General features: G+C 68.7%; 19 protein-coding genes and 1 riboswitch. Of the genes, 15 read left to right on the forward strand and 4 right to left on the reverse strand.

Features of this window, described 5'->3' with window-relative positions; genetic code table 11:
- The first annotated feature begins 7 nt into the window (after positions 1 to 7).
- From hutI to VAPA_RS00995, 5 genes are all read left to right on the forward strand, one after another.
- On the forward strand, positions 8 to 1,258 hold the full coding sequence (gene hutI / locus VAPA_RS00975) for an imidazolonepropionase (RefSeq protein WP_021004902.1): 1,251 nt from the start codon (positions 8 to 10) through the stop codon (positions 1,256 to 1,258).
- Positions 1,255 to 2,643, forward strand: a complete 1,389-nt coding sequence (locus tag VAPA_RS00980) for a formimidoylglutamate deiminase (RefSeq protein ID WP_021004903.1) — start codon at positions 1,255 to 1,257, stop codon at positions 2,641 to 2,643. The genes hutI and VAPA_RS00980 overlap by 4 nt, the downstream gene beginning before the upstream one ends.
- Positions 2,640 to 3,455 (forward strand): N-formylglutamate deformylase, encoded by an 816-nt coding sequence (gene hutG / locus VAPA_RS00985; protein ID WP_021004904.1) that lies wholly within the window; start codon positions 2,640 to 2,642, stop codon positions 3,453 to 3,455. The genes VAPA_RS00980 and hutG overlap by 4 nt, the downstream gene beginning before the upstream one ends.
- Positions 3,456 to 3,503: 48 nt before the next feature.
- Positions 3,504 to 4,547, forward strand: coding sequence for a homocysteine S-methyltransferase family protein (locus tag VAPA_RS00990; RefSeq protein ID WP_021004905.1), 1,044 nt, complete (start codon positions 3,504 to 3,506; stop codon positions 4,545 to 4,547).
- A gap of 88 nt (positions 4,548 to 4,635) precedes the next feature.
- Positions 4,636 to 5,469 carry an SH3 domain-containing protein gene (locus VAPA_RS00995; protein WP_021004906.1) on the forward strand — a complete coding sequence of 278 codons (834 nt, stop codon included), beginning with the start codon at positions 4,636 to 4,638 and terminating at the stop codon, positions 5,467 to 5,469.
- On the opposite strand, the gene VAPA_RS01000 is transcribed toward VAPA_RS00995, so the two are convergent.
- A complete protein-coding gene (locus VAPA_RS01000) occupies positions 5,470 to 6,396 on the reverse strand; it encodes a LysR family transcriptional regulator (RefSeq protein WP_021004907.1) in 927 nt (308 codons plus the stop codon).
- 103 nt (positions 6,397 to 6,499) lie between these two features.
- On the opposite strand from VAPA_RS01000, the gene VAPA_RS01005 reads away from it, so the two are divergent.
- From VAPA_RS01005 to VAPA_RS01025, 5 genes are all read left to right on the forward strand, one after another.
- On the forward strand, positions 6,500 to 6,955 hold the full coding sequence (locus tag VAPA_RS01005; RefSeq protein ID WP_021004908.1) for a PACE efflux transporter: 456 nt from the start codon (positions 6,500 to 6,502) through the stop codon (positions 6,953 to 6,955).
- Positions 6,956 to 7,003: 48 nt separating this feature from the next.
- Positions 7,004 to 7,109, forward strand: a riboswitch (S-adenosyl-L-homocysteine riboswitch).
- A 59-nt stretch (positions 7,110 to 7,168) separates the two neighbouring features.
- The gene (gene metH, locus VAPA_RS01010; RefSeq protein WP_080666768.1) at positions 7,169 to 9,883 is read left to right on the forward strand and encodes a methionine synthase; all 2,715 of its coding nucleotides are present in this window, start codon (positions 7,169 to 7,171) and stop codon (positions 9,881 to 9,883) included.
- Between the two features lie 52 nt (positions 9,884 to 9,935).
- Positions 9,936 to 11,744, forward strand: coding sequence for an ArnT family glycosyltransferase (locus VAPA_RS01015; protein WP_041945965.1), 1,809 nt, complete (start codon positions 9,936 to 9,938; stop codon positions 11,742 to 11,744).
- Positions 11,741 to 12,715: a glycosyltransferase family 2 protein gene (locus VAPA_RS01020; RefSeq protein WP_021004911.1), complete on the forward strand. Its 975-nt coding sequence runs from the start codon at positions 11,741 to 11,743 to the stop codon at positions 12,713 to 12,715. Before VAPA_RS01015 ends, VAPA_RS01020 begins: the two co-directional genes overlap by 4 nt.
- A complete protein-coding gene (locus tag VAPA_RS01025; protein ID WP_021004912.1) occupies positions 12,712 to 13,104 on the forward strand; it encodes a GtrA family protein in 393 nt (130 codons plus the stop codon). The genes VAPA_RS01020 and VAPA_RS01025 overlap by 4 nt, the downstream gene beginning before the upstream one ends.
- 40 nt (positions 13,105 to 13,144) lie before the next feature.
- Here the strand turns inward: VAPA_RS01025 and VAPA_RS01030 are convergent, their stop codons facing one another.
- From VAPA_RS01030 to VAPA_RS01040, 3 genes are all read right to left on the reverse strand, one after another.
- Entirely contained in the window at positions 13,145 to 14,344 is a 1,200-nt protein-coding gene (locus VAPA_RS01030; protein ID WP_021004913.1) for an amidohydrolase family protein, read from the reverse strand.
- Positions 14,290 to 15,054 carry a TetR/AcrR family transcriptional regulator gene (locus VAPA_RS01035; protein ID WP_021004914.1) on the reverse strand — a complete coding sequence of 255 codons (765 nt, stop codon included), beginning with the start codon at positions 15,052 to 15,054 and terminating at the stop codon, positions 14,290 to 14,292. Before VAPA_RS01035 ends, VAPA_RS01030 begins: the two co-directional genes overlap by 55 nt.
- Before the next feature lie 100 nt (positions 15,055 to 15,154).
- A complete protein-coding gene (locus VAPA_RS01040) occupies positions 15,155 to 15,928 on the reverse strand; it encodes a ferredoxin--NADP reductase (protein ID WP_021004915.1) in 774 nt (257 codons plus the stop codon).
- Positions 15,929 to 16,252: 324 nt separating this feature from the next.
- On the opposite strand from VAPA_RS01040, the gene VAPA_RS01045 reads away from it, so the two are divergent.
- The 5 genes from VAPA_RS01045 to VAPA_RS01065 all read left to right on the forward strand — a co-directional run bounded on the left by VAPA_RS01045 (position 16,253) and on the right by VAPA_RS01065 (position 21,331).
- Positions 16,253 to 17,869 (forward strand): hypothetical protein, encoded by a 1,617-nt coding sequence (locus VAPA_RS01045; RefSeq protein ID WP_021004916.1) that lies wholly within the window; start codon positions 16,253 to 16,255, stop codon positions 17,867 to 17,869.
- Positions 17,870 to 17,872: 3 nt separating this feature from the next.
- Entirely contained in the window at positions 17,873 to 18,775 is a 903-nt protein-coding gene (locus VAPA_RS01050) for a UPF0280 family protein (RefSeq protein WP_021004917.1), read from the forward strand.
- Positions 18,776 to 18,796: 21 nt separating this feature from the next.
- Positions 18,797 to 19,438 (forward strand): amino acid synthesis family protein, encoded by a 642-nt coding sequence (locus VAPA_RS01055; protein ID WP_021004918.1) that lies wholly within the window; start codon positions 18,797 to 18,799, stop codon positions 19,436 to 19,438.
- Between the two features lie 34 nt (positions 19,439 to 19,472).
- On the forward strand, positions 19,473 to 20,057 hold the full coding sequence (locus VAPA_RS01060) for an amino acid synthesis family protein (RefSeq protein ID WP_021004919.1): 585 nt from the start codon (positions 19,473 to 19,475) through the stop codon (positions 20,055 to 20,057).
- A gap of 68 nt (positions 20,058 to 20,125) precedes the next feature.
- The gene (locus VAPA_RS01065; protein ID WP_021004920.1) at positions 20,126 to 21,331 is read left to right on the forward strand and encodes an ABC transporter substrate-binding protein; all 1,206 of its coding nucleotides are present in this window, start codon (positions 20,126 to 20,128) and stop codon (positions 21,329 to 21,331) included.
- Positions 21,332 to 21,344 lie beyond the last annotated feature (13 nt).

The raw sequence follows: 21,344 nt of genomic DNA on the forward strand, positions 1-21,344 counted from the left end.
ACAAGGCATGACATCCGCAACCCCATTCCCATCGGCCGACGGCCTCTGGACCGGCCTGCGCCTGGCGCCCGGTGCCGCGCCCGGCGCCGCCCTGGATGCCGACACCGAAGCCGCGATCGCGGTGACCGAGGGCACGATCCGCTGGGCCGGCGCACGCAGCGCCCTGCCGGCCCGATTCGAGGGCCTGCCGCTGCACGATGGCGGCGGCGCGCTCGTCACGCCCGGCCTGGTCGATTGCCACACCCACCTGGTCTACGGCGGCCAGCGCGCCAACGAGTTCGCGATGCGGCTCGCGGGCGCCACCTACGAAGAAGTGGCGAAGGCCGGCGGCGGCATCGTCTCGTCGGTGCGCGCCACGCGCGAGGCCGATGAAGACGCACTCTTCGCGCAGGCCGCGCCCCGGCTCGAACAGCTGCTGGCCGACGGCGTGTGCGCGATCGAGATCAAGTCGGGCTATGGCCTTGCGCTCGAACACGAGCGCAAGCAGCTGCGCGTGGCGCGGCGCCTGGGGGAAGCCTACGGCGTCACGGTGCGCACCACCTTCCTCGGCGCGCACGCGCTGCCGCCCGAATACGCGGGCCGCAGCGGCGACTACATCGATCTCGTCTGCAGCCAGATGCTGCCCGCGCTCGCGGCCGAGGGGCTGGTCGATGCGGTGGACGTGTTCTGCGAACGCATCGCCTTCTCGCTCGCGGAAACCGAGCAGGTGTTCAAGGCCGCGAAGGCGCTGGGCCTGCCGGTCAAGCTGCATGCCGAGCAGCTCTCCGACATGGGCGGCGCCGCGCTCGCCGCACGCTACGGTGCGCTGTCGTGCGACCACATCGAGCACCTGTCGGCCGAAGGCATCGAGGCCATGCGCCAGTCGGGCACCGTGGCCGTGCTGCTGCCCGGCGCCTACTACACGCTGCGCGACACGCAGCTGCCGCCCATCGAGGCGCTGCGCACCGCGGGCGTGCCGATGGCCGTGTCGACCGACCACAACCCCGGCACCTCGCCGGCGCTGAGTCTGCTGTTGATGATGAACATGGCCTGCACGCTGTTCCGACTCACCGTGCCCGAGGCGCTGGCCGGCGTCACCGTGCATGCGGCGCGCGCGCTGGGCCTGCAAGACTCGCACGGCACGGTTGCCGAAGGCATGCCCGCCAACTTCGTGCTGTGGAACGTGCGCGATGCGGCCGAGCTCGCCTACTGGTTCGGCCAGCGTCCGGTGCGCACCGTCGTGCGACAAGGCCGCATCGCCGTGGGAGCGACCCGATGAACACGCTTTTCGCGGCCGATGCACTGCTGCCCGGCGGATGGGCGAAGAACGTCCTGCTGTCGTGGAACGCCGCCGGCCAGCTCACGCAGGTGCAGTCCGCCGCCCAGCCTGCAGCGGGCGCGCCGGTGGCGAACGGCCCCGTCGTCCCCGGCATGCCCAACCTGCATTCGCACGCCTTCCAGCGTGCCTTCGCGGGGCTCACCGAATACCGCGCTCAGCAGGACAGCTTCTGGAGCTGGCGCACGCTGATGTACCGCTTTGCCGCGCGCCTCGGCCCGCAGCACATGGAGGCCATCGCCACCTGGCTCTATGCCGAGATGCTCGAAGCGGGCTACACCAGCGTGTGCGAGTTCCAGTACGTGCACCACGATGCCGACGGCCGCCCCTATGCCGACGATGCGACGCTGAGCCTCGCATTGCTGCGCGCCGCACGGAAGACCGGCATCGGTTTCACGCTGCTGCCCGTGCTCTACCAGACCAGCGGCTTCGGCGGCCTGCCGCCCAATGAGGGGCAGCGCCGCTTCATCCGCTCGACCGATTCGATGCTGCGCCTGCTCGACACGCTGAAGCCCGCATGCGACGCGCAGGGCGCGCGGCTCGGCCTCGCGCCGCATTCGCTGCGCGCCGTGCCGCCCGACGCGCTGCGCGAAGCCGTGGCGGGCCTCGAAGCCATCGACCCGAGTGCGCCGATTCACATCCACATTGCCGAGCAGACCAAGGAAGTCGACGATTGCGTGGCCTGGAGCGGCCAGCGCCCGGTGGCCTGGCTGCTCGACCATGCACCGGTCGATGCGCGCTGGTGCCTGGTGCATGCCACGCACATGGAGGCGGCCGAATACGAGCGCGGCGCCAAGAGCGGGGCGGTCGCCGGCCTGTGCCCGACCACCGAGGCCAACCTCGGCGACGGCATCTTCGATTTCTCCGCATGGCGCCACCATGGCGGCGCCTGGGGCCTGGGCTCCGACAGCCATGCCACGGTCAACGCCGCGGAAGAGCTGCTGATGCTCGAATACAGCCAGCGCCTGGCCTGGCGGCAACGCAACGTCGGCGCCAGCGCGGCGCAGCCGCACGTGGCCACCGCGCTCACGCTCGAAGCGGTGCGCGGCGGCGCGCAGGCGTCGGGCCGGGCCATCGGCGGCCTGGCGGTGGGGCAGCAGGCCGACTTCGTCGTGCTCGATGCCGCACAGCTTGCGCTGCAAGGCCTGCCAGCGCCCGACATGCTGTCGGCCCACGTCTTTGCGAGCCATCGAACGTCCGCCATCGACACCGTCTGGATCTCCGGCCAGCCGCGCGTCGCGGCCGGCCGCCATGCCTTGCACAACGAGGCCGCCGCCGCATTCGTCGCGGCGCGCAGCCAGCTTCTCCAGGAAAATCGAGCTCCATGAGTTTCACCACCACCGAACCCGCCTTCCGCTTTCGCCAGGGCACGCGTCCCCTGCTGATCTCGATGCCGCACGTCGGCACCTACGTGCCGCCCGCGCTCGCCGCCCGCCTCACCGAAGAGGCGCGCCAGGTGCCCGACACCGACTGGCACCTCGAACGGCTCTACGACTTCGCCGATGCGCTCGGCGCCTCGGTGCTCGTCGCCACGCATTCGCGCTACGTGGTCGACCTGAACCGTCCGCCGGATGGCGCGAGCCTCTACCCGGGCCAGAGCGTCACCGGCCTGTGCCCGGTCGACACCTTCGACGACACGCCCGTCTACGCGTCCGGCGACGACCTGCCGAACGACGATGAAATCGCCGCGCGCCGCGAGGCGATCTGGCAGCCGTACCACCAGCAGCTGCAGGCCGAGCTCGACCGCCTGAAGGCCGCGCACGGCACCATCGCCCTGTGGGACGCGCATTCGATCCGCTCGGTGCTGCCGCGCTTCTTCGAGGGCAAGCTGCCCGACCTGAACCTGGGCACCGGCAAGGGCACCAGCTGCGACCCGGCGCTGGCCGCCACGCTGCTCGGCATCGCCGAGTCGGCCACGGGCTACACGGGCGTGCTCAACGGCCGCTTCACAGGCGGCTACATCACGCGCCAATACGGCAATCCCGCCGCCGGCGTGCACGCGGTGCAGCTGGAGATGACGCAGTCGAGCTACATGCAGGAGAAGCTGCCCTTCGACTACCTGCCCGAGGTCGCAGCCGGCGTGCAGCCGCATGTGCGGCGCATGATCGAGGCGGTGCTGGAATTCGTCGAACGCCGCTAAAGCACTGACGGCGGCCAGGGGCAGCCCCGCTTCCTACAATTGGAAGTTATGAAGCCCCTTGTCTATACCCGCGGCCAGGCCCTTGCCGGCATCCTCGAAAAGCGCATCGCCATCCTCGACGGCGCGATGGGCACGATGATCCAGCGCTTCAAGCTCACCGAGGAACAGTACCGCGGCGAGCGCTTCAAGGACTTCGAGCGCGACGTCAAGGGCAACAACGAACTGCTCTCGCTGACACGGCCCGACGTGATTTCCGACATCCACGAGGGCTACCTCGCGGCCGGCGCCGACCTGATCGAGACCAACACCTTCGGCGCGACCACCATCGCGCAGGAGGACTACAAGATGGCGCATCTCGCACGCGAAATGAACCTCGCATCGGCGAAGCTCGCGCGCGCGGCCTGCGACAAGTTCAGCACGCCGGACAAGCCGCGCTTCGTGGCCGGCGCCCTCGGCCCGACGCCCAAGACCGCGAGCATCAGCCCCGACGTGAACGACCCCGGCGCGCGCAACGTCGACTTTGAGCAATTGCGCGCGGCCTACTACGAGCAGGTCGAGGCACTGGTCGAGGGCGGTTCGGACGTGATCCTGGTCGAGACCATCTTCGACACGCTCAACGCCAAGGCCGCGCTGTTCGCGGTCGACGAGTATTTCGACAACAGCGGCCAGCGCCTGCCGCTCATCATCAGCGGCACCGTGACCGACGCCTCGGGCCGCATCCTGAGCGGCCAGACCGTCACCGCGTTCTGGCACAGCGTGCGCCATGCGCAGCCGCTGGCCGTCGGGCTCAACTGCGCGCTGGGCGCAGCGCTGATGCGCCCCTACATCCAGGAACTCGCGAAGGTGGCGGGCGACACCTTCATCAGCTGCTACCCGAACGCGGGCCTGCCCAATCCGATGAGCGAGACCGGCTTCGACGAGACGCCCGACGTCACCTCGCGGCTGCTGCACGAGTTCGCGGCCGAAGGGCTGGTCAACATCGTCGGCGGCTGCTGCGGCACCACGCCGGACCACATCGCGGCCATCGGCCGGGCGGTGGCGCCGGTCGCGGGCCGGCTGCTGAATCACGGCTTCTACCGCGAAGCAGCGTAACCGGGTTCGCCCGCGGCCTGTTGCGCCCGCGGCTGATTGACGGCTCTCGGGCCGCCGCCTAGGCTGGTGGCGCAAAGGAAGCCTGATCATGAACAACAAACTCCTCTCCATGCGCTGGATCGGCATCGGTGCCATGGCCCTGGTCCTGCCGCTGGCCGCCGCGGCGCAACAGGCCTTCACGCGCGGCGCAGTCAACCTGCGGGCCGGGCCCTCGGGCGACTATCCGCTGGTGGCGCGCCTCGGGCCGGGCCAGCCGCTCGACGTGATCGGCTGCACCAGCGGCTACGGCTGGTGCGACGTGGTGCTGCCCGACGGCGGACGCGGCTGGGTCTGGTCGAGGAGCCTGGACTACGCCTACCAGGAGCAGCGCGTGCCGCTGGCCACCTACGCCGCGGTGATCGGCGTGCCCATCGTGACCTTCGTGATCGGCAGCTACTGGGCCGACTACTACCGTGACCGGCCCTGGTACGGCGAGCGTCGCTGGTGGGGCAGCCGGCCGCCACCTCCGCCGGTGCCCGGCTGGCGCCCGCCGCCGCCGGTGCGGCCGGCCTGGCAGCCCAAGCCATGGCCGGGTCCGGGTTTCAAGCCCGCGCCGGTGCCCGGCATCCGCCCGCAACCCGGGCCGGGCTATCGCCCGCAACCCGGGCCGGGCTATCGCCCACAGCCGGGGCCGGGCTACCGCCCACCGCAGCCGGGCCCGGGCTTCCGCCCGCCTGCGGACCCCGGCTTCAAGCCGCCGCGGCCCCAGCCGGCTTTCCGGCCCGGGCCGCCACCCGGCCAGCCGCAGATGCATCCGGGCGGCGGACGGCCCGGCGCCGGTGGTGGGGGCGGCGGTCGCCCGCACGGCGGCGGTGAAGGCGGCGGCAAGGGTGGCGGCGGCCACGGCGGAGGCAAGGGCGGCGGCCAAGGCCACCGCGACTGATCAGCCCCGCGCATCCGTGGCAGGAATGCCCGCCGCGGCCTGCCGGTCGCGCGCAATCAGCGCCACGAAGCGCTGCGCCCCCAGCCCCAGCGGCCGCTCGCGCGACCACACCACGTCGACCCACAGGTCGAGTCCGTTGCTGAGGTTCTCGAACGGAATCTCGACCAGCGCGCCGGCGGCCACGTGCGGCTTGGCGAAATTGCGCGGCAGCCAGCCCCAGCCGAGGCCGGCCGTGATCAGGCTCAGCGCGGCCAGCGCGTTGTCGGTGCGCCAGACGTGGCGCGCGAACACGAAGCGCGGATCGCTGGTGGCCAGGTCGCGCCCCGCCACGACGATCTGCCGGGTGTTCGTGAGGTGCTCCTCGCGCAGCCGCTCGCCGGCGGCCGCAAGCAGCACCGGGTGGCCGGGCGCCATCACGGCCACCATGGTGTCGCTGCCGACTTCCTGAAACCCCTCGCGCCCGTCGAGGCTCGGGCGCTCGAACACCAGCGCGAGCTGCGCGCGGCCGCTGTGCAGCAGCGCCAGCGCGTCGGCCTGGGGCGCGGCCAGCACCTCGACCTGCAGCAGCGGATATTCCTCGGCCAACGCGGCCAGCGGCCCGCTCCAGGGCGCGGCCAGCAGTTCCGGCGCAATGGCCAGCGTGAGGCGGTTTTCGAGGCCCTGCGTGAGCGCCAGGGCCTGCACCTGCAGCTGCTTCAACTGGGCCGCCAGGAGCCGCGCCTGCGGCTCCAGCGAACGGGCGGCGGCGGTCGGCTGCGGCTCGCGGCCGCTGCGGTCGAACAGGGGCAGGGCCAGTTCGGCCTCGAGGTTGGCAATGGCCATGCTGACGGCCGAGGGCACCTTGTGCAGCGCGCGCGCCGCAGCCGAGAAGGAGCCGTGGTCGATCACGGCCAGGAAGACCTCGACGTTGTCGCTGGAGAAAGCCATCTGCGCACCTATCTATCAATAAAACTGAAACAAGTTGACTTTTTATATCAGCGAACAGCAAATAAAGTAGAGCCATCGTCTTCATCCGCCAGAGGAAACAGTCATGCAGGGGTTCCAGCGCCGCGTCGTCTACATCACCCTTTACGAAGGGATCGCCATCGTGGCCGCCAGTGCCGGCCTGGCGCTGATGACCGACGCCGGGCTGGGCCACTCCGGCATGCTGGCGGTGGCCGCCTCGGTCATTGCCGTGATCTGGAACCTGGTCTTCAACGCCCTGTTCGAGCGCTGGGAGTCGCGCCAGGCGGTGCGCGGGCGCAGCGTGCGCCGGCGCATGGCGCATGCGGTCGGCTTCGAGGGCGGGCTGATCGCGGTGCTGGTGCCGCTGTTCGCCTGGGGCCTGGGCGTGACGCTCTGGCAGGCGCTGGTGATGGACCTGGGCCTGGTGGTGTTCTTCCTGATCTACACCTTCGTCTTCAACTGGGGCTTCGACCGGGTGTTCGGGCTGCCGGCGTCGGCCGCGCCCGCCAGGCCCGCCGCGGCGGCCGGGCAGGGGGCCTGAACGCCCCTGGCGGCCGCGGCCCTTGCCGCAGCCGGTAAAATTGCGCTCCCTTCCAAGGAGCGTTGCAGCGGCGGCCCGCATCAAGAGGCCCGCCGTCAGGCTTGGAGGGCGCCCTGCCGGCCGGGGCGCAAGCCGCAAACGACGCTCACCTGACGTTTTTTCCTGCCCAGGTGAGCCCCCATGAACGAAGTTTCCACGCCCCGCGTCCCCCCGATGAAGCTGTCCGGCCTCGAGCCGGTGGCCATCGATGCCGGGTCGCTGTTCGTCAACATCGGCGAGCGCACCAACGTCACCGGCTCCAAGGCCTTCGCGCGGATGATCCTGAACGGCCAGTTCGAAGAGGCCCTGGCCGTGGCGCGCCAGCAGGTGGAGAACGGCGCGCAGGTGATCGACATCAACATGGACGAGGCCATGCTCGACAGCAAGGCCGCGATGGTGCGCTTCCTGAACCTGATCGCCAGCGAGCCCGACATCGCGCGCGTGCCGGTGATGGTCGACAGCTCCAAGTGGGAAGTGATCGAGGCGGGCCTGCGCTGCATCCAGGGCAAGGGCATCGTCAACTCCATCTCCATGAAGGAGGGCGTCGACAAGTTCAAGCACGAGGCCAAGCTCGTGAGGCGCTACGGCGCCGCCGCGGTGGTGATGGCCTTCGACGAGAAGGGCCAGGCCGACACCTACCAGCGCAAGATCGAGATCTGCGAGCGCGCCTACCGCATCCTGGTGGACGAGGTGGGCTTTCCGCCCGAAGACATCATCTTCGACCCCAACATCTTCGCCATTGCCACCGGCATCGAGGAGCACGACAACTACGCGGTCGACTTCATCAACGCCGTGCGCTGGATCAAGCAGAACCTGCCGGGCGCCAAGGTGTCGGGCGGCGTGAGCAACGTGAGCTTCAGCTTCCGCGGCAACGACCCGGTGCGCGAAGCCATCCATACCGTGTTCCTGTACCACGCGATCCAGGCGGGCATGGACATGGGCATCGTCAATGCCGGCATGGTGGGCGTGTACGACGACCTGGAGCCGACCCTGCGCGAGCGCGTGGAAGACGTGGTGCTGAACCGGCGGCCCGATGCAGGGGAGCGCCTCGTCGAGGTGGCCGAGACCGCCAAGAGCGGCGCCAAGGACGACAGCAAGAAGCTCGAATGGCGCGGCACGCCGGAGCATCCGGTGCACGTCAACCAGCGCCTCTCGCACGCCATGGTGCACGGCATCACCGACTTCATCGTCGAAGACACCGAGGAGGCCTACCAGCAGATCCTCGCCAAGGGCGGCCGCCCGCTGCACGTGATCGAAGGGCCGCTGATGGACGGCATGAACATCGTGGGCGACCTGTTCGGCCAGGGCAAGATGTTCCTGCCGCAGGTGGTGAAGTCGGCGCGCGTGATGAAGTCGGCCGTGGCCCACCTCATCCCCTACATCGAGGAAGAAAAGCGCCAGGACGAGGCCGCGGGCCGCGACGTGCGCACCAAGGGCAAGATCATCATCGCCACCGTCAAGGGCGACGTGCACGACATCGGCAAGAACATCGTCACCGTCGTGCTCCAGTGCAACAACTTCGAGGTGGTGAACATGGGCGTGATGGTCCCGTGCCACGAAATCCTGGCCAAGGCGAAGGTCGAGGGCGCGGACATCGTGGGCCTCTCTGGCCTCATCACGCCCAGCCTGGAAGAAATGCAGTACGTGGCCGGCGAGATGCAGAAGGACGACCACTTCCGCATCAGGAAGATTCCGCTCCTGATCGGCGGCGCCACCACCAGCCGCGTGCACACCGCAGTCAAGATCGCGCCGCACTACGAAGGCCCGGTGGTCTACGTGCCCGATGCCTCGCGCAGCGTGAGCGTGGCACAGTCGCTGCTGAGCGACCAGGCCACCGCGTACATCGACGAGATCAACGCCGACTACGAGAAGGTGCGCACGCAGCACGCCAACAAGAAGCAGGTGCCGATGTGGCCGCTGGCCAAGGCGCGCGCCAACAAGACGCCGGTCGACTGGTCCAGCTACACGCCGCCCGTGCCCAAGTTCATCGGCCGGCGCCTGTTCAAGAACTTCGACCTGACCGAGCTCGCGAAGTACATCGACTGGGGCCCGTTCTTCCAGACCTGGGACCTCGCGGGTCCGTTCCCGGCCATCCTGAAGGACGAGATCGTCGGCACCGAGGCCGTGCGCGTGTATGCCGACGGCCAGCGCATGCTCAAGCGCCTGATCGAGGGCCGCTGGCTCAGCGCGAGCGGCGTGGTCGGCTTCTGGCCCGCGAACACGGTGAACGACGACGACATCGAGCTCTACACCGACGAGACGCGCAGCGAAGTCGCGCTCACCTGGTACGGCATGCGCCAGCAGACCGAGAAGCAGGTGATCGAGGGCGTGATGCGCCCGAGCCGCTGCCTGGCCGACTTCGTCGCGCCGAAGGACAGCGGGCTGAAAGACTACGTGGGCGTGTTCGCGGTGACGGCGGGCCTGGGTGTCGAGAAGAAGGAGAAGTACTTCATCGACGACCTCGACGACTACTCCGCCATCATGCTCAAGGCGCTGGCCGACCGGCTGGCCGAGGCCTTTGCCGAATCGCTGCACCACCGCGTGCGCACCGACCTCTGGGGCTATGCGCCCGACGAGGGCCTGAGCAACGAGGACATGATCGCGGAGAAATACCGCGGCATCCGCCCCGCGCCGGGCTACCCCGCCTGCCCCGACCACAGCGTGAAGCGCCCGATGTTCGACCTTCTGGGGTGCGCGGACATTGGCATGACGCTGACCGAAAGCCTCGCTATGATGCCCGCCGCCAGCGTGAGCGGCTTCTACCTGAGCCATCCCGAGTCGACGTACTTCAACGTCGGCAAGATCGGGCACGATCAATTGCAGGACCAGGCGGCGCGGCGCAAGGAGAGCGAATCCGACCTCGAGCGCCTGCTGGCGCCGAACCTTTGAACCTGCCGGCCGGCGTGGCCGACCGGCATCGGGAGTTGTTATTCAGAAGCTGATATTTGCTGCCGCGCACTACGCGGCATTGGCGGTCTTTGTCCTTGGCTGCTGGGGTTTCGGGCGCGCGCTGCTGGCGCGCCTCGCGCCGCCGCCGCGCCGGGACGCCTGGCTCGAAGCGGCCATGGCGGCGGCTCTGGGCGTGGGCCTGTTCATCTGCGCCTTCCAACTGCTGGCGATCTTCGGCGCGTTCAAGCCGGGCGCCACCGTGGCGCTGATCGCCGCCGGCGTGGTGGCGGCCGGGCTGCAGCTGCGGCCCTGGTGGCGCGAAGTGCGGGCTGTTCGCGTCACGGGTGCGCCGTGGACCCGCGCCGAGAGGATCGCCGCCATCGCGCTGACCCTGGTGGCGCTGCCGGCGCTGGCCGCGCCGCTCGCGCCGCCCGCCGCCTTCGACGAGCTGATGTACCACCTGCCCTATGCGCGGCAGGTGGCGCAGCAGGGCTCGCTGGGCATCCACGAGTGGCTGCGCTACCCCTGGTTCCCCTACAACTACAACCTGCTGTATGCGGCCGCGCTGCAGGTGGGCGACGACGTGCTGCCGCACTTTCTCAATGCGCTGGCCGGAGCGCTCTCGGCGGTGATGGTCTACCGCCTCGGCATCCAGCACGCCAACCGGCTCACGGCCTGCATCGGCACGGCCATCTGGGTCGGCATCGGAGACTATTCGAATGCGCTGATCGACATGGGCGTGGCGCTCTTCGTGCTCAGTGCCTGCGTGGCGCTGTGGTGGTGGCGCGAATCGCAGCCGGTGCAGGGCGGCACGCGCTGGCTCGGGCTGGCGGCGTTCTGCCTTGGGGTGGCCGCGGGTTCGAAGTACCAGGCGCTCACCTTCCTGCCGCTGGTGGCGCTGTTCGTCGTCTGGCACGAGCGCAGGCCCAGGGCATGGGCGCTGGCGCTGCTCTGCTTCCTGGTCCCGTGCGTGTACTGGTATGCGCGCAACGCGGTCATGACCGGCGATCCGTTCAACCCCATCGGCGCGCGCGTGTTCGGCTTCACCGACTGGATTCCGGCCGATTACGTGCAGCAGGTGGCCGACGTGCGCGACCATGCAGCGCGGCCCAACGCGCTGATCTGGGCCGTGTTCCTGGCGCCGTTCAGCCTGCTGTGGAAGCGCTCGGCGGCCCTGCGCGCCGCGGGCTGGTTCTGCTTCTACTCCGTGGCCGTGTGGCTTTTGACCTCGCGCTACCCGCGCTATCTCACGGCCTCGTTTCCGCTGCTCGCGCTGATGGCGGCCATCGGCTGGCAGGTGCTGTTCGGCTGGATGGCTGCGGGCGTGCGCCGCGCGTTCGGGGCCCGGGGCGGGCAGGCGGGGGCCGTGGCCGCCGCGCCTGCCGCCACGATGCCCGCCGGTCGCCTGGGCCTTGCCGGCGACTGGGTCGTCGTGCTGCTGCTGGCCGCGCTGGCTGCGGTGTCGCTGGGGCAGACCGCCGGCAAGGTGGCGATGATCTCGCCCACGCCCGAAACCCGCGAAGCCTTCCTGCGCCAGCACGTGCCGGGCTATGCCGCCATGGACTACCTGCGCCAGCATGCCAACGGGCGCGTCTACCAGATCGCGCTGAACGAGGCGATCTACTACGGGCCCAATCCGATCTGGGGCGATACGCTCGGCCCCTGGCGCTACCGCGATTTCCTGCTGCTGCTTCCCGGCGACATGGCGCGCAAGCTGTCCGCACTGGGATTCACGGCCATCGTCATGCCGACGTCGATGGTGCCCACGCTGGCCACCCGGCCCGGCTTCGACGAGCATTTCGCCCTGCTGTACGAAAAAGACGGCGGCCGGGTCTATCGCATTCTCTCGACCGCACCATGACCGACGACAACCCATCCGCCGCAGCACGCGCCCCGATCCGCATCGCGGCGGTGATCCCCTGCTACAACGAGGCGCTGTCGATCGCACAGGTGGTCGCGCAATTCCGCGCGGCGCTGCCGGAGGCCGAGATCCACGTCTTCGACAACAACTCGACCGACGACACGGCCGCCATCGCACGCGCGAGCGGCGCCACGGTCACGCACGTGGCGGCACCCGGCAAGGGCAACGTCGTGCGACGCATGTTCGCCGACGTCGAGGCCGACGTGTACGTGACGGTCGACGGAGACGCCACCTACGACGTGGCCAGCGCGCCCCGGCTGGTGGATGCGCTGGTGGAAGGCAACCTCGACATGGTGGTGGGCTGCCGTGTCGACGATGGGCGCAACGCGCTCACCTACCGCGCCGGCCACCGCTTCGGCAACCGGCTGCTCACCGGTGCCGTGGCGCAGCTGTTCGGCGGCGGCCTGACCGACATGCTCTCGGGTTACCGCGTGTTCTCGCGGCGCTATGCGAAGTCGTTCCCGGCGCTTTCGCACGGCTTCGAGATCGAGACCGAGCTCACGGTGCACGCGCTCGAACTGCGCATGCCCCACGCCGAGGTCGACACCGCCTACAGCACGCGGCCCGAAGGCTCGCACAGCAAGCTCTCGACCTACCGCGACGGCTGGCGCATCCTGAAGACGATCTGCAAGCTGTTCATCAGCGAGCGGCCGCTGCAGTTCTTCTCGATCCTTGCGGCGTTGCTTGCGGCAGGCGCGATCGTGCTGGCCATTCCGCTGCTGATCACCTACCTGCACACCGGCCTGGTGCCCCGGCTGCCCACGGCGGTGCTCGCGACCGGCGCGATGCTGGCCGCCATGCTGTCGATGGTGTGCGGCGTCGTGATGCACGCCATCAGGCTCGGCCGCCGCGAGGCCAAGCGCCTGCGTTACCTGGCGATCCCGGGCGTGCGCCACCGCGCCGCGAAATGAAGCTCGGCCGGCAGTTCCTGTCGTTCGCCGTGGTGGGGGTCGTCGGCCTGGTGGTCGACGTGGCCGTGCTGTACCTGATGGCGCCGCTGCTGGGCTGGTATGGCGCGCGGGTCGTTTCGTTTCTGACGGCAGCGACCACGACCTGGGCCTTCAACCGCCGCTACACCTTCGCGGCCCGCGCGTCGGCCGAGGGGGCGATCTGGCGAGAGTACCTCGGCTACCTCGTCACCATGCTGGCTGGCGCGGTGCTGAACTACGGTGCATACGTGCTCACGCTGCATTGGGTCGAGGGCCGCTGGGCCGCCGCGCTCGGCGTGGCGATCGGGAGCATTGCGGGCATGGGGGCCAACTTTCTGTCGGCGCGATACCTGGTCTTCCGCTCGCGCTGAGCGCGGATGCGCTCGGCGCTGCAGCGGGGCCGGCGCTCAGTCAGTGCGCGCCCGACATCACCACGGGGATCTCCGTGGCCGGCGGCGTGTTGCGGCTGCGGCCGCAGCGCACGATGCCGTCGATCATCACCATGCCCACGCCCGGGATGTCGCCGAGCTGCACGCTCTCGAGCAGGCCCGGCGCGGGCGAGTGCTGCGCGCGGTCCATGAAGACGAAGTCGGCGTCGCGGCCCACTTCGATCAGTCCGCAGTTGAGCTTGCGGATCTTCGCCGTGTTGCCCGTGGCAAAGCAGAACACCAGCTCGGCCGGGATGCTCGCGATGGACGAGAGCATGGCCACCATGCGCAGGATGCCCAGCGGCTGCACGCCCGAGCCGGCGGGCCCGTCAGTGCCGAGGATCACGCGGTGCGGGCACTTGAGTTCGAGTGCCGCCTTGGCCGCGGCAATGGCCACCTTCTCGTTGCCGTTGTGCACGATCTCGATCGCGCGCGAGCTCTTCTCGCACAGCTCGCACACATGCGCCTCGGGCAGCGAGGTGTGGCCGCCGTTGATGTGGCCGATGATGTCGGCATCGGCTTCGAGCACCACGTCCTTGTCGATCAGGCCCGAGCCCGGGATCGACGGGCCGCCCGTGTGGATCGTGCTCTGGATGCCGTACTTGCGCGCCCAGGCCACCATCTCCTTGGCCTCGTAGCCGGCCTTCACCGAGCCCAGGCCCACTTCGCCGAGCAGGCCCACGCCGGCGTCGGCGAGTTCCTTGAAGTCGCTCTCGACCATGCCCTTCTCGATCACCGGCGCGCCGGCCAGTACCTTCACGCCGCCGGGGCGGAAGTTGTCGAACGCGCGCTGCGCGGTGATGGCCAGCGCCTTCAGGCCCACGATGTCCTTGGGCCGGCCGGGCAGGTGCACCTCGCCGGCCGAGATCATGGTGGTGACGCCGCCATGCATGGTGGAATCGATCCAGCCGATCTGGCCCTGGCGCGGCGTCCAGTCGCCGAACACCGGGTGCACGTGGCTGTCGATCAGGCCGGGCGCCACGCAGGTCTGCCTGGCGTCGATGACGGTCTGTGCGCCTTCGAGGTCGCAGTCCTTTTCCTTGCCGACCGCCACGATCAGGCCGTCGTTCACCACGATGGTGTCGGCGTCGAGAATGGGCTTGTCGATGTCGCCCGAGAGCAGCAGCCCTATGTTCTTGATGACGACCTTGCCCGACTTGCCGCCGGCTGCGATTTCTGCCATTTCGTGTTGTCCTCGTCGTGGGGTGGGATGTTGTTGTCCTGCGCCTCGTCCGCGCGCACGGTGCGCAGCACGGTCTCGATCACGAAGTCTTCCCAGTGCGTGATCGCCTCGGGCGACTCCAGCGGCTCGCCGAGGAAGGCCGTGAGCGTGTGCCGGTTCGAGGTGTAGAAGTAGCCGGTGGAGGCGATCAGCAGGTAGATGTCGCGTGCGATCAGGTTCTTGCGGAACAGGCCCTGGGCCGCGCCGCTGGCGAGGATCTCGGCAATGATCGCCACCGCGCGCGACGAGTATTCGCGCGCCCGCAGCGACTTCGAGATGTGCCGGCCCTTGTGCAGGTTCTCGGTGTTCAGGAGCGTCACGAACTCGGGGTTCTTGCGGTAGTAGCCCAGCACGAAGCGGATGACCTCGGTGAGCGCCTCCACGGGCCGCGAGGCGTCGAGCGCGATGGCGGCCTCGGCGTCGTCCATGCGCTTGTAGATGCCTTCGAGCACCGCGATGAAGAGGCCTTCCTTGCTGCCGAAGTAGTAGTAGATCATGCGGTCGTACGACTTGGCTGCCTTGGAGATCTTCTCCACGCTGCCGCCGTCGTAGCCGTACTTGGCGAACACCTTGGTCGCCGCCTTCAGGATGCTGTCGCGCGTGGCCTGCGCCGCGGCCTCGCGCACGCCGGTGCGGCGCTGGGGCTTGGTGGCAGCGGGCTTGCGTTCCATCACGGGCGGCCGCCGCCGGGCCGCCCCAAGGCGGACCGCGCCTCCCCCTCGGGGGGTGGAGTTACGCGAGCGAGGCGAGTGAAAAGCCGGGGGGCCAACATTACTTTTCCGCGAACGCGCGTTCGACGACGAAGTCGCCCGGCGTCGAAGTGTTGCCTTCCTTGAACCCGCGCTTCTCCAGGATGTGCTTCAGGTCCACCAGCAGGCCGGGGCTGCCGCACAGCATCACGCGGTCTTCCAGCGGATTGAGCGGGGGCAGGCCGAGGTCGTCGGTGAGCTTGTTGGTCTCGATCAGGTCGGTGATGCGGCCCTGGTTGCGGAACTCCTCGCGCGTGACCGTCGGGTAGTAGAGCAGCTGCTTGGCAACCATCTCGCCCAGGAACTCGTGCTTGGGCAGGTGGTCGGTCACGAGGTCGTGGTAGGCCAGCTCGTCGACCTGGCGCACGCCGTGCACCAGGATGACCTTCTCGAACTTCTCGTAGGTGTCCGGGTCGCGGATGATGCTCATGAACGGTGCGAGGCCCGTGCCCGTGCCGAACAGGTAGAGGCGCTTGCCGGGCAGCGTGTAGTCGATCAGCAGCGTGCCGGTGGGCTTGCGGCCGACGATGATGGTGTCGCCCACCTGGATGTGCTGCAGCTTCGAGGTGAGCGGGCCTTCTTCCACCTTGATGCTCAGGAACTCGAGATGCTCCTCGTAGTTCGGGCTCACGATGCTGTAGGCGCGCAGCAGGGGCTTGTTGTTGACCTTCAGGCCGATCATCGTGAAATGACCGTTCGAGAAGCGCAGCGCCGGGTCGCGCGTGGTGGTGAAGGTGAACAGGCGGTCGGTCCAGTGGTGGACGCTCAGGACGCGTTCTTCGCTGAAAGCACTCATACGGAACTCAAGAGTTGGTTGAAACAGTGGAAGGTGGCTGAGCCGAAGTGCACGCTTGTGGGGCGTGCAGCCGTCGGCCGGCTGCGAACCCTCCATTGTCGTTGGTCGGAAAAACCCCGATGAACACCGCGAGAAAACACCATTGCAAGCATCGGGCCTGTTTGCTACATTGACCTCTAATGTAGTGAACGCAACATGAAATTGTAGGGAATGCTACACAAACGGAAGGCGGCGCACAAGCGGGCAGGCGGCACGTTTGTTGCAGTCCTCCGCTGACCGAGTTTCGCCACGCCCGACCCGCACCACGCCCACGAGATCGCCCCGATGACAGAACACACCAAGACAGACGGACTGCCCGGCATGGACATGCCGGTGGCCTTCGAAGCCGGCGCCGGCGCCTTCGGCAAGGCGCCCCCGCGCAACGAGCGCATGAGCACGGCCAAGGTCGAATGCAACGCCTGCCCGGTGCTGTGCCAGATCTCCGACGGCCGCACCGGTGCCTGTGACCGCTATGCCAACAAAGAGGGCGTGCTGGTGCGCGTCGACCCGGTGGTGCTGCTGCGCCGCGCGGTCGCGAGCGAGGCCCCCGTGCTGGTGCCCTTCGACCGCCCCGCCGCCGAGAAGGTGGAGGGAAGCGCGCCCGACTGGAGCGGCGACCTGCTGCACGCCGACGAAGTCTTCGTGACCGGCGTGGGCTCGTCCACCACCTATCCCGACTACAAGCCCGCCCCTTTCATCGTGGCCTCCAAGGCCCGGGGCGTCGACATGGTCACCGTCGTCACCGAAGGCATCTTCAGCTACTGCAGCTTCAAGGTGAAGATCGACACCGACCGCTTCCTCGGCTCCGAGCAGGCCAACGTGCGCTACAAGGGCGAGGTGGTCGGCCATGTCACCACGGCCGAATACGGCTCGCAGATGCTCTCGCTGGGCGGCGTGCACCACCTCACCGGCGGCAGCAAGAAGGAAGGCCGCATGACGGCCGAGCTGATGCAGCTGCTGGGCAACAAGAAGGCCGTCGAATGCACCATCGACGGCGGCTCCACCCTCGTCATCCAGGCCGGCAGGGCGCCCATCGTCAACGGCGTCGAAGAGCAGCGCATGCGCGTGGGCTGCGGCTCGGCGGCCGTGGGCATCTTCGCGCGCCAGTTCGCGGGCGTGGCCGACGAGGTGGTGGTGGTCGACGACCACATCACCGGCGTGCTCACAGAGCACCAGGCCGGGCGCTGCCTCGACATGGCGCCTTCGGGCATCCAGATGCTGGGGCGCAAGTCCACGCCGGGGCGCTACTTCCAGGTGGCGAACCCGGGCAACGGCTGGGGCGGCACCGACATCGCCGATCCGCTCTCGATCATCGAGGGCTGGGAAGAGGGCGTGGCGCGCCCCGGCCTGCGCCTCCTGATGACATCGACCACCGGCGAGCATGCGCAGTGGTACGTGCTCGACGAAGCGCTGAAGCCGGTCGAACAGCAAATGCCGCCCGAGGTGCGCCGCATCGTCGAGCGCATCGGCGAGAACTGCGAACCATCGCTGTGCACCGTGCTGTTCCTCGGTGGTGCGGGCGGGTCCTTGCGCGCCGGCGTCACCGAAAACCCCGTGCTGCTCACGCGCGCCATCAAGCGCGCGCTGGTCAACGTCACCTGCGGCGGCGCGCCGGCCTATGTGTGGCCCGGCGGCGGCATCACCGTGATGGCGGACGTCATGCGCATGCCCGACAACAGCTTTGGCACCGTGCCCACGCCGGCCATCGTGGCGCCCATCGAGTTCAGCATGCGGCGGGACGACTACGAAGCGCTCGGCGGCCACATGGAACACATCTTCTCGCTCGAGCAGGCGCTTTCGCGCGGCGCATGGCAGGAAGACGGCGCACCGCTGGCGCGGCAGTGGGTCGCCATGGACGACGCCAATCCGTGGCCGCTCGGCCACACCCCGATGCTGGGCTGAGCCATGACCGCCCAACGCAGCGCGCTCGACAAGAACCGCTGGCACTTCAACCACGGCCCGATCGACGTCGTGGCCGAGGCGCACGGCGATCCGTACGCCGTTGCCGCCGCGCACGACGCGGCCTGGGCGCGCTTCGGCCATGTGCTGGACGAGCTGGTGCGCGAGCTGCCGCTGCTGCGCCTGCCCGTGACCGACAACATGCGTCCACGCGGCGTGGTCGCCAGGCGCATGTGGGATGCCTGTGCCGCGTTCGCGCCGATGTTCATCACGCCGATGGCAGCCGTGGCCGGTTCGGTGGCGCAGGAACTGATCGCGTTCTACGAACGCCCTGGCATCGAGCGGGCCTGGATCAACAACGGCGGCGACATCGCGCTGCACCTCGCACCAGGCCATTCGGCGCGCGTGGGTGTCTACGCCGACCTTGCGCGCTTCGACTGGCGTGACGGCGGCATCCTCACCACCGACGGCCAGTTCGAGATCGGGGCCGAGCAGCCGGTGCGCGGCGTGGCCACCAGCGGCTGGCGCGGGCGCAGCTTTTCATTGGGCATTGCCGACAGCGTGACGGTCCTGGCCGCCACGGCGGCACAGGCCGATGCCGCCGCCACCGTGATTGCCAATGCGGTCGACGTGGACGATGCCGCCATCCGGCGGCGCCCCGCCAGCGAATGCAAGGACGATAGCGACCTGGGCGACACCCTGGTCACGGTCGACGTGCCGCCGCTGGCGCCTTCGCAGGTGAAAAACGCGCTCGACGCCGGCGCCGTGTGCGCCAAGGCGCTGCAAAAAGGGGGGCTCGTCTGGGCCGCTCTGCTCGTTTGCCAGGGGCAGTGGCGACTTGTCGAACCCTTATGCTCGAAGGTGCTGCCCAGGGCGCCGTCCGATGCAGTTGGTTCAGTATTTGCTTAACGAAAAGCAAGGTTCCTTTTCATGATCGATATACGCCGCGTCTTCACCCATGTCGAGCACATCCACCACGAGTTCGGGCCGCGCGCCGACACCCCGTTGGTGCGCGGTGCCATCGGCGCGGTGCTGACCAATCCGTTTGCGGGCCGCTACGAGCCCGACATCCTGCCGATGATGGCGCTGCTCGACCCGGTGGGCGTCGACATGGCGCACAAGCTGCATGCCGCCATGGACGTGCCGCTCGAGCAGATCGCCACCTACGGCAAGGGCGCCATCGTCGGCGCCGCCGGCGAGCTCGAGCACGGCGCGCTCTGGCACGTGCCCGGCGGCTATGCCATGCGCGAACTGCTCGGCTGGAAGGGCGACCGCGCGGCCTACACCGCGGGCAAGGCCGAGGAAAAAACCGGCCAGCCCGGCAATGCGCTTTCCATCGTGCCCTCGACCAAGAAGGTCGGCCCGCCCGGCGCCGCGCTCGACGTGCCGCTCACCAACATCAACGCCAGCTACGTGCGCGGCCAGTTCGACGCCATCGAGGTGCGCGTGCCCGGCGCGCCGGCGGCCGACGAGATCGTCTTCATCCTCGCGATGAGCACCGGCTACCGCGTGCATGCACGCGTCGGCGGCCTGCTCGCGAAAGACATCAGCAAATGGGACGGCCTGCGCTGACCTGATAAACAAGAGACACGAAGGAACACAAGACATGACCGCCAACATCCGCAAGCTCGTCATCCAGGTCGACGAAACCCGCAAGGAAATGGGCCAGGACATTGCGCCGCCCACGCGCCGCGCCGTGGCCATCGCAGTGATCGAGAACCCCTACGCGGGCCGCTTCAGCGAGAACCTCGACGAGCTGATCGCCATCGGCGAAGAGCTCGGCGCGCTCCTGGGCCAGAAGGCCGTGAAGGCGCTGGGCATCGAGCCGGGCCAGGCGCAGAGCTATGGCAAGGCCGCCATCGTCGGCGAGAACGGCGAGCTCGAGCATGCCGCCGCCATCCTGCATCCCAAGCTCGGCGCGCCGCTGCGCGTGGCCGTCGAAAAGGGCGCGGCGCTCGTGCCCTCGGCCAAGAAGCGCGGCACGCTGGGCACGGCCATCGACGTACCGCTCGGCCACAAGGATGCGGCCTTCGTGCGCAGCCACTTCGACGCCATCGAGGCCCGCGTGTCCGACGCGCCGCGCGCCAACGAGATCGTGGTGGCCGTTGCCGTCACCGACAGCGGCCGTCCGCTGCCGCGCATCGGCGGGCTGCAGGCCAGCGAAATCAAGGGTGAAGACGGGCTGCGCTGAATCCACGCGCCTCCATTTCCACGTCGTTTCTTTTTTCTCTCTCTCTTTCGATCCCAAGGAGTTTCCCCATGAACCCATTGCGTCACGTCTTCAGCGCCGCGGCCGTTGCCACGCTGGCCACCGCCCTCGTTCCTGCCCATGCCCAGGGCGTGATCAAGATCGGCGAGGTCAACAGCTACAAGGCCCAGCCCGCCTTCCTCGAGCCCTACAAGAAGGGCATGGAGCTGGCCGTGGAAGAGATCAACGCCAAGGGCGGGGTCAACGGCCGCAAGGTCGAGCTCATCACGCGCGACGACAACGCCAACCCCGGCGACGCGGTGCGCGTGGCCGAGGAGCTGGTGGCGCGCGAGAAGATCGACGTGCTCACCGGCACCTTCCTGTCGAACACCGGCCTGGCCGTGGCCGACTTCGCCAAGCAGAAGAAGATCTTCTTCCTGGCCGGCGAACCGCTGACCGACAAGATGACCTGGCAGGGCGGCAACGAATACACCTTCCGCCTGCGCCCCGGCACCTACATGCAGGCCGCGATGCTGGTGCCCGAAGCGGCCAAGCTCAAGAAGAAGCGCTGGGCCGTCGTCTACCCCAACTACGAATACGGCCAGTCGGCCGTGGCCGCGTTCAAGACGCTCCTGAAGGCCGCACAGCCCGACGTCGAGTTCGTCGCCGAGCAGGCGCCGCCGCTCGGCAAGGTCGATGCGGGGGCGGTGGTGCAGGCGCTGGCCGATGCCAAGCCCGATGCGGTCTTCAACGTGCTGTTCGGCGCCGACCTTTCCAAGTTCGTGCGCGAAGGCAACACCCGCGGCCTCTTCAAGGACCGCACGGTGGTGAGCGTCCTGACCGGCGAGCCCGAGTACCTCGACCCGCTCAAGGACGAGACGCCCAACGGCTGGATCGTGACCGGCTACCCCTGGTACGGCATCCAGACGCCTGAGCACAAGGCCTTCTTCCTCGCATACCACGGCAAGTACAAGGACTACCCGCGCCTCGGTTCGGTGGTTGGCTACAGCATGATCAAGTCGGTGGCGGCCGGCATCGAGAAGGCCAAGGGCACCGAGACGCCGAAGCTCGTCGCCGCCTTCAAGGGCCTGCAGGTCGACACCCCGTTCGGCAAGATCAGCTACCGCGCCGAAGACCACCAGTCGACCATGGGCGCCTTCGTCGGCAAGACGAAGAACGAGAACGGCAAGGGCGTGATGGTCGACTACACCTACTTCGACGGCGCCAAGTTCCAGCCGAGCGCCGCCGACGTGAAGAAATCGCGCGCTGCAGACTGATCTTTTTTCTTCC

Origin of the sequence: Variovorax paradoxus B4 (assembly GCF_000463015.1) — a bacterium.
GTDB classification, from domain to species: domain Bacteria; phylum Pseudomonadota; class Gammaproteobacteria; order Burkholderiales; family Burkholderiaceae_C; genus Variovorax; species Variovorax paradoxus_E.

Excerpts from the sequence above, each read along its gene's own strand:
- hutI (WP_021004902.1), top strand. The coding sequence starts at position 8 with ATGACATCCGCAACCCCATTCCCATCGGCCGACGGCCTCTGGACCGGC.
- VAPA_RS00980 (WP_021004903.1), top strand. The coding sequence starts at position 1,255 with ATGAACACGCTTTTCGCGGCCGATGCACTGCTGCCCGGCGGATGGGCG.
- hutG (WP_021004904.1), top strand. The coding sequence starts at position 2,640 with ATGAGTTTCACCACCACCGAACCCGCCTTCCGCTTTCGCCAGGGCACG.
- VAPA_RS00990 (WP_021004905.1), top strand. The coding sequence starts at position 3,504 with ATGAAGCCCCTTGTCTATACCCGCGGCCAGGCCCTTGCCGGCATCCTC.
- VAPA_RS00995 (WP_021004906.1), top strand. The coding sequence starts at position 4,636 with ATGAACAACAAACTCCTCTCCATGCGCTGGATCGGCATCGGTGCCATG.
- VAPA_RS01000 (WP_021004907.1), bottom strand. The coding sequence starts at position 6,396 with ATGGCTTTCTCCAGCGACAACGTCGAGGTCTTCCTGGCCGTGATCGAC.
- VAPA_RS01005 (WP_021004908.1), top strand. The coding sequence starts at position 6,500 with ATGCAGGGGTTCCAGCGCCGCGTCGTCTACATCACCCTTTACGAAGGG.
- metH (WP_080666768.1), top strand. The coding sequence starts at position 7,169 with ATGAAGCTGTCCGGCCTCGAGCCGGTGGCCATCGATGCCGGGTCGCTG.
- VAPA_RS01020 (WP_021004911.1), top strand. The coding sequence starts at position 11,741 with ATGACCGACGACAACCCATCCGCCGCAGCACGCGCCCCGATCCGCATC.
- VAPA_RS01025 (WP_021004912.1), top strand. The coding sequence starts at position 12,712 with ATGAAGCTCGGCCGGCAGTTCCTGTCGTTCGCCGTGGTGGGGGTCGTC.
- VAPA_RS01030 (WP_021004913.1), bottom strand. The coding sequence starts at position 14,344 with ATGGCAGAAATCGCAGCCGGCGGCAAGTCGGGCAAGGTCGTCATCAAG.
- VAPA_RS01035 (WP_021004914.1), bottom strand. The coding sequence starts at position 15,054 with ATGGAACGCAAGCCCGCTGCCACCAAGCCCCAGCGCCGCACCGGCGTG.
- VAPA_RS01040 (WP_021004915.1), bottom strand. The coding sequence starts at position 15,928 with ATGAGTGCTTTCAGCGAAGAACGCGTCCTGAGCGTCCACCACTGGACC.
- VAPA_RS01045 (WP_021004916.1), top strand. The coding sequence starts at position 16,253 with ATGACAGAACACACCAAGACAGACGGACTGCCCGGCATGGACATGCCG.
- VAPA_RS01050 (WP_021004917.1), top strand. The coding sequence starts at position 17,873 with ATGACCGCCCAACGCAGCGCGCTCGACAAGAACCGCTGGCACTTCAAC.
- VAPA_RS01055 (WP_021004918.1), top strand. The coding sequence starts at position 18,797 with ATGATCGATATACGCCGCGTCTTCACCCATGTCGAGCACATCCACCAC.
- VAPA_RS01060 (WP_021004919.1), top strand. The coding sequence starts at position 19,473 with ATGACCGCCAACATCCGCAAGCTCGTCATCCAGGTCGACGAAACCCGC.
- VAPA_RS01065 (WP_021004920.1), top strand. The coding sequence starts at position 20,126 with ATGAACCCATTGCGTCACGTCTTCAGCGCCGCGGCCGTTGCCACGCTG.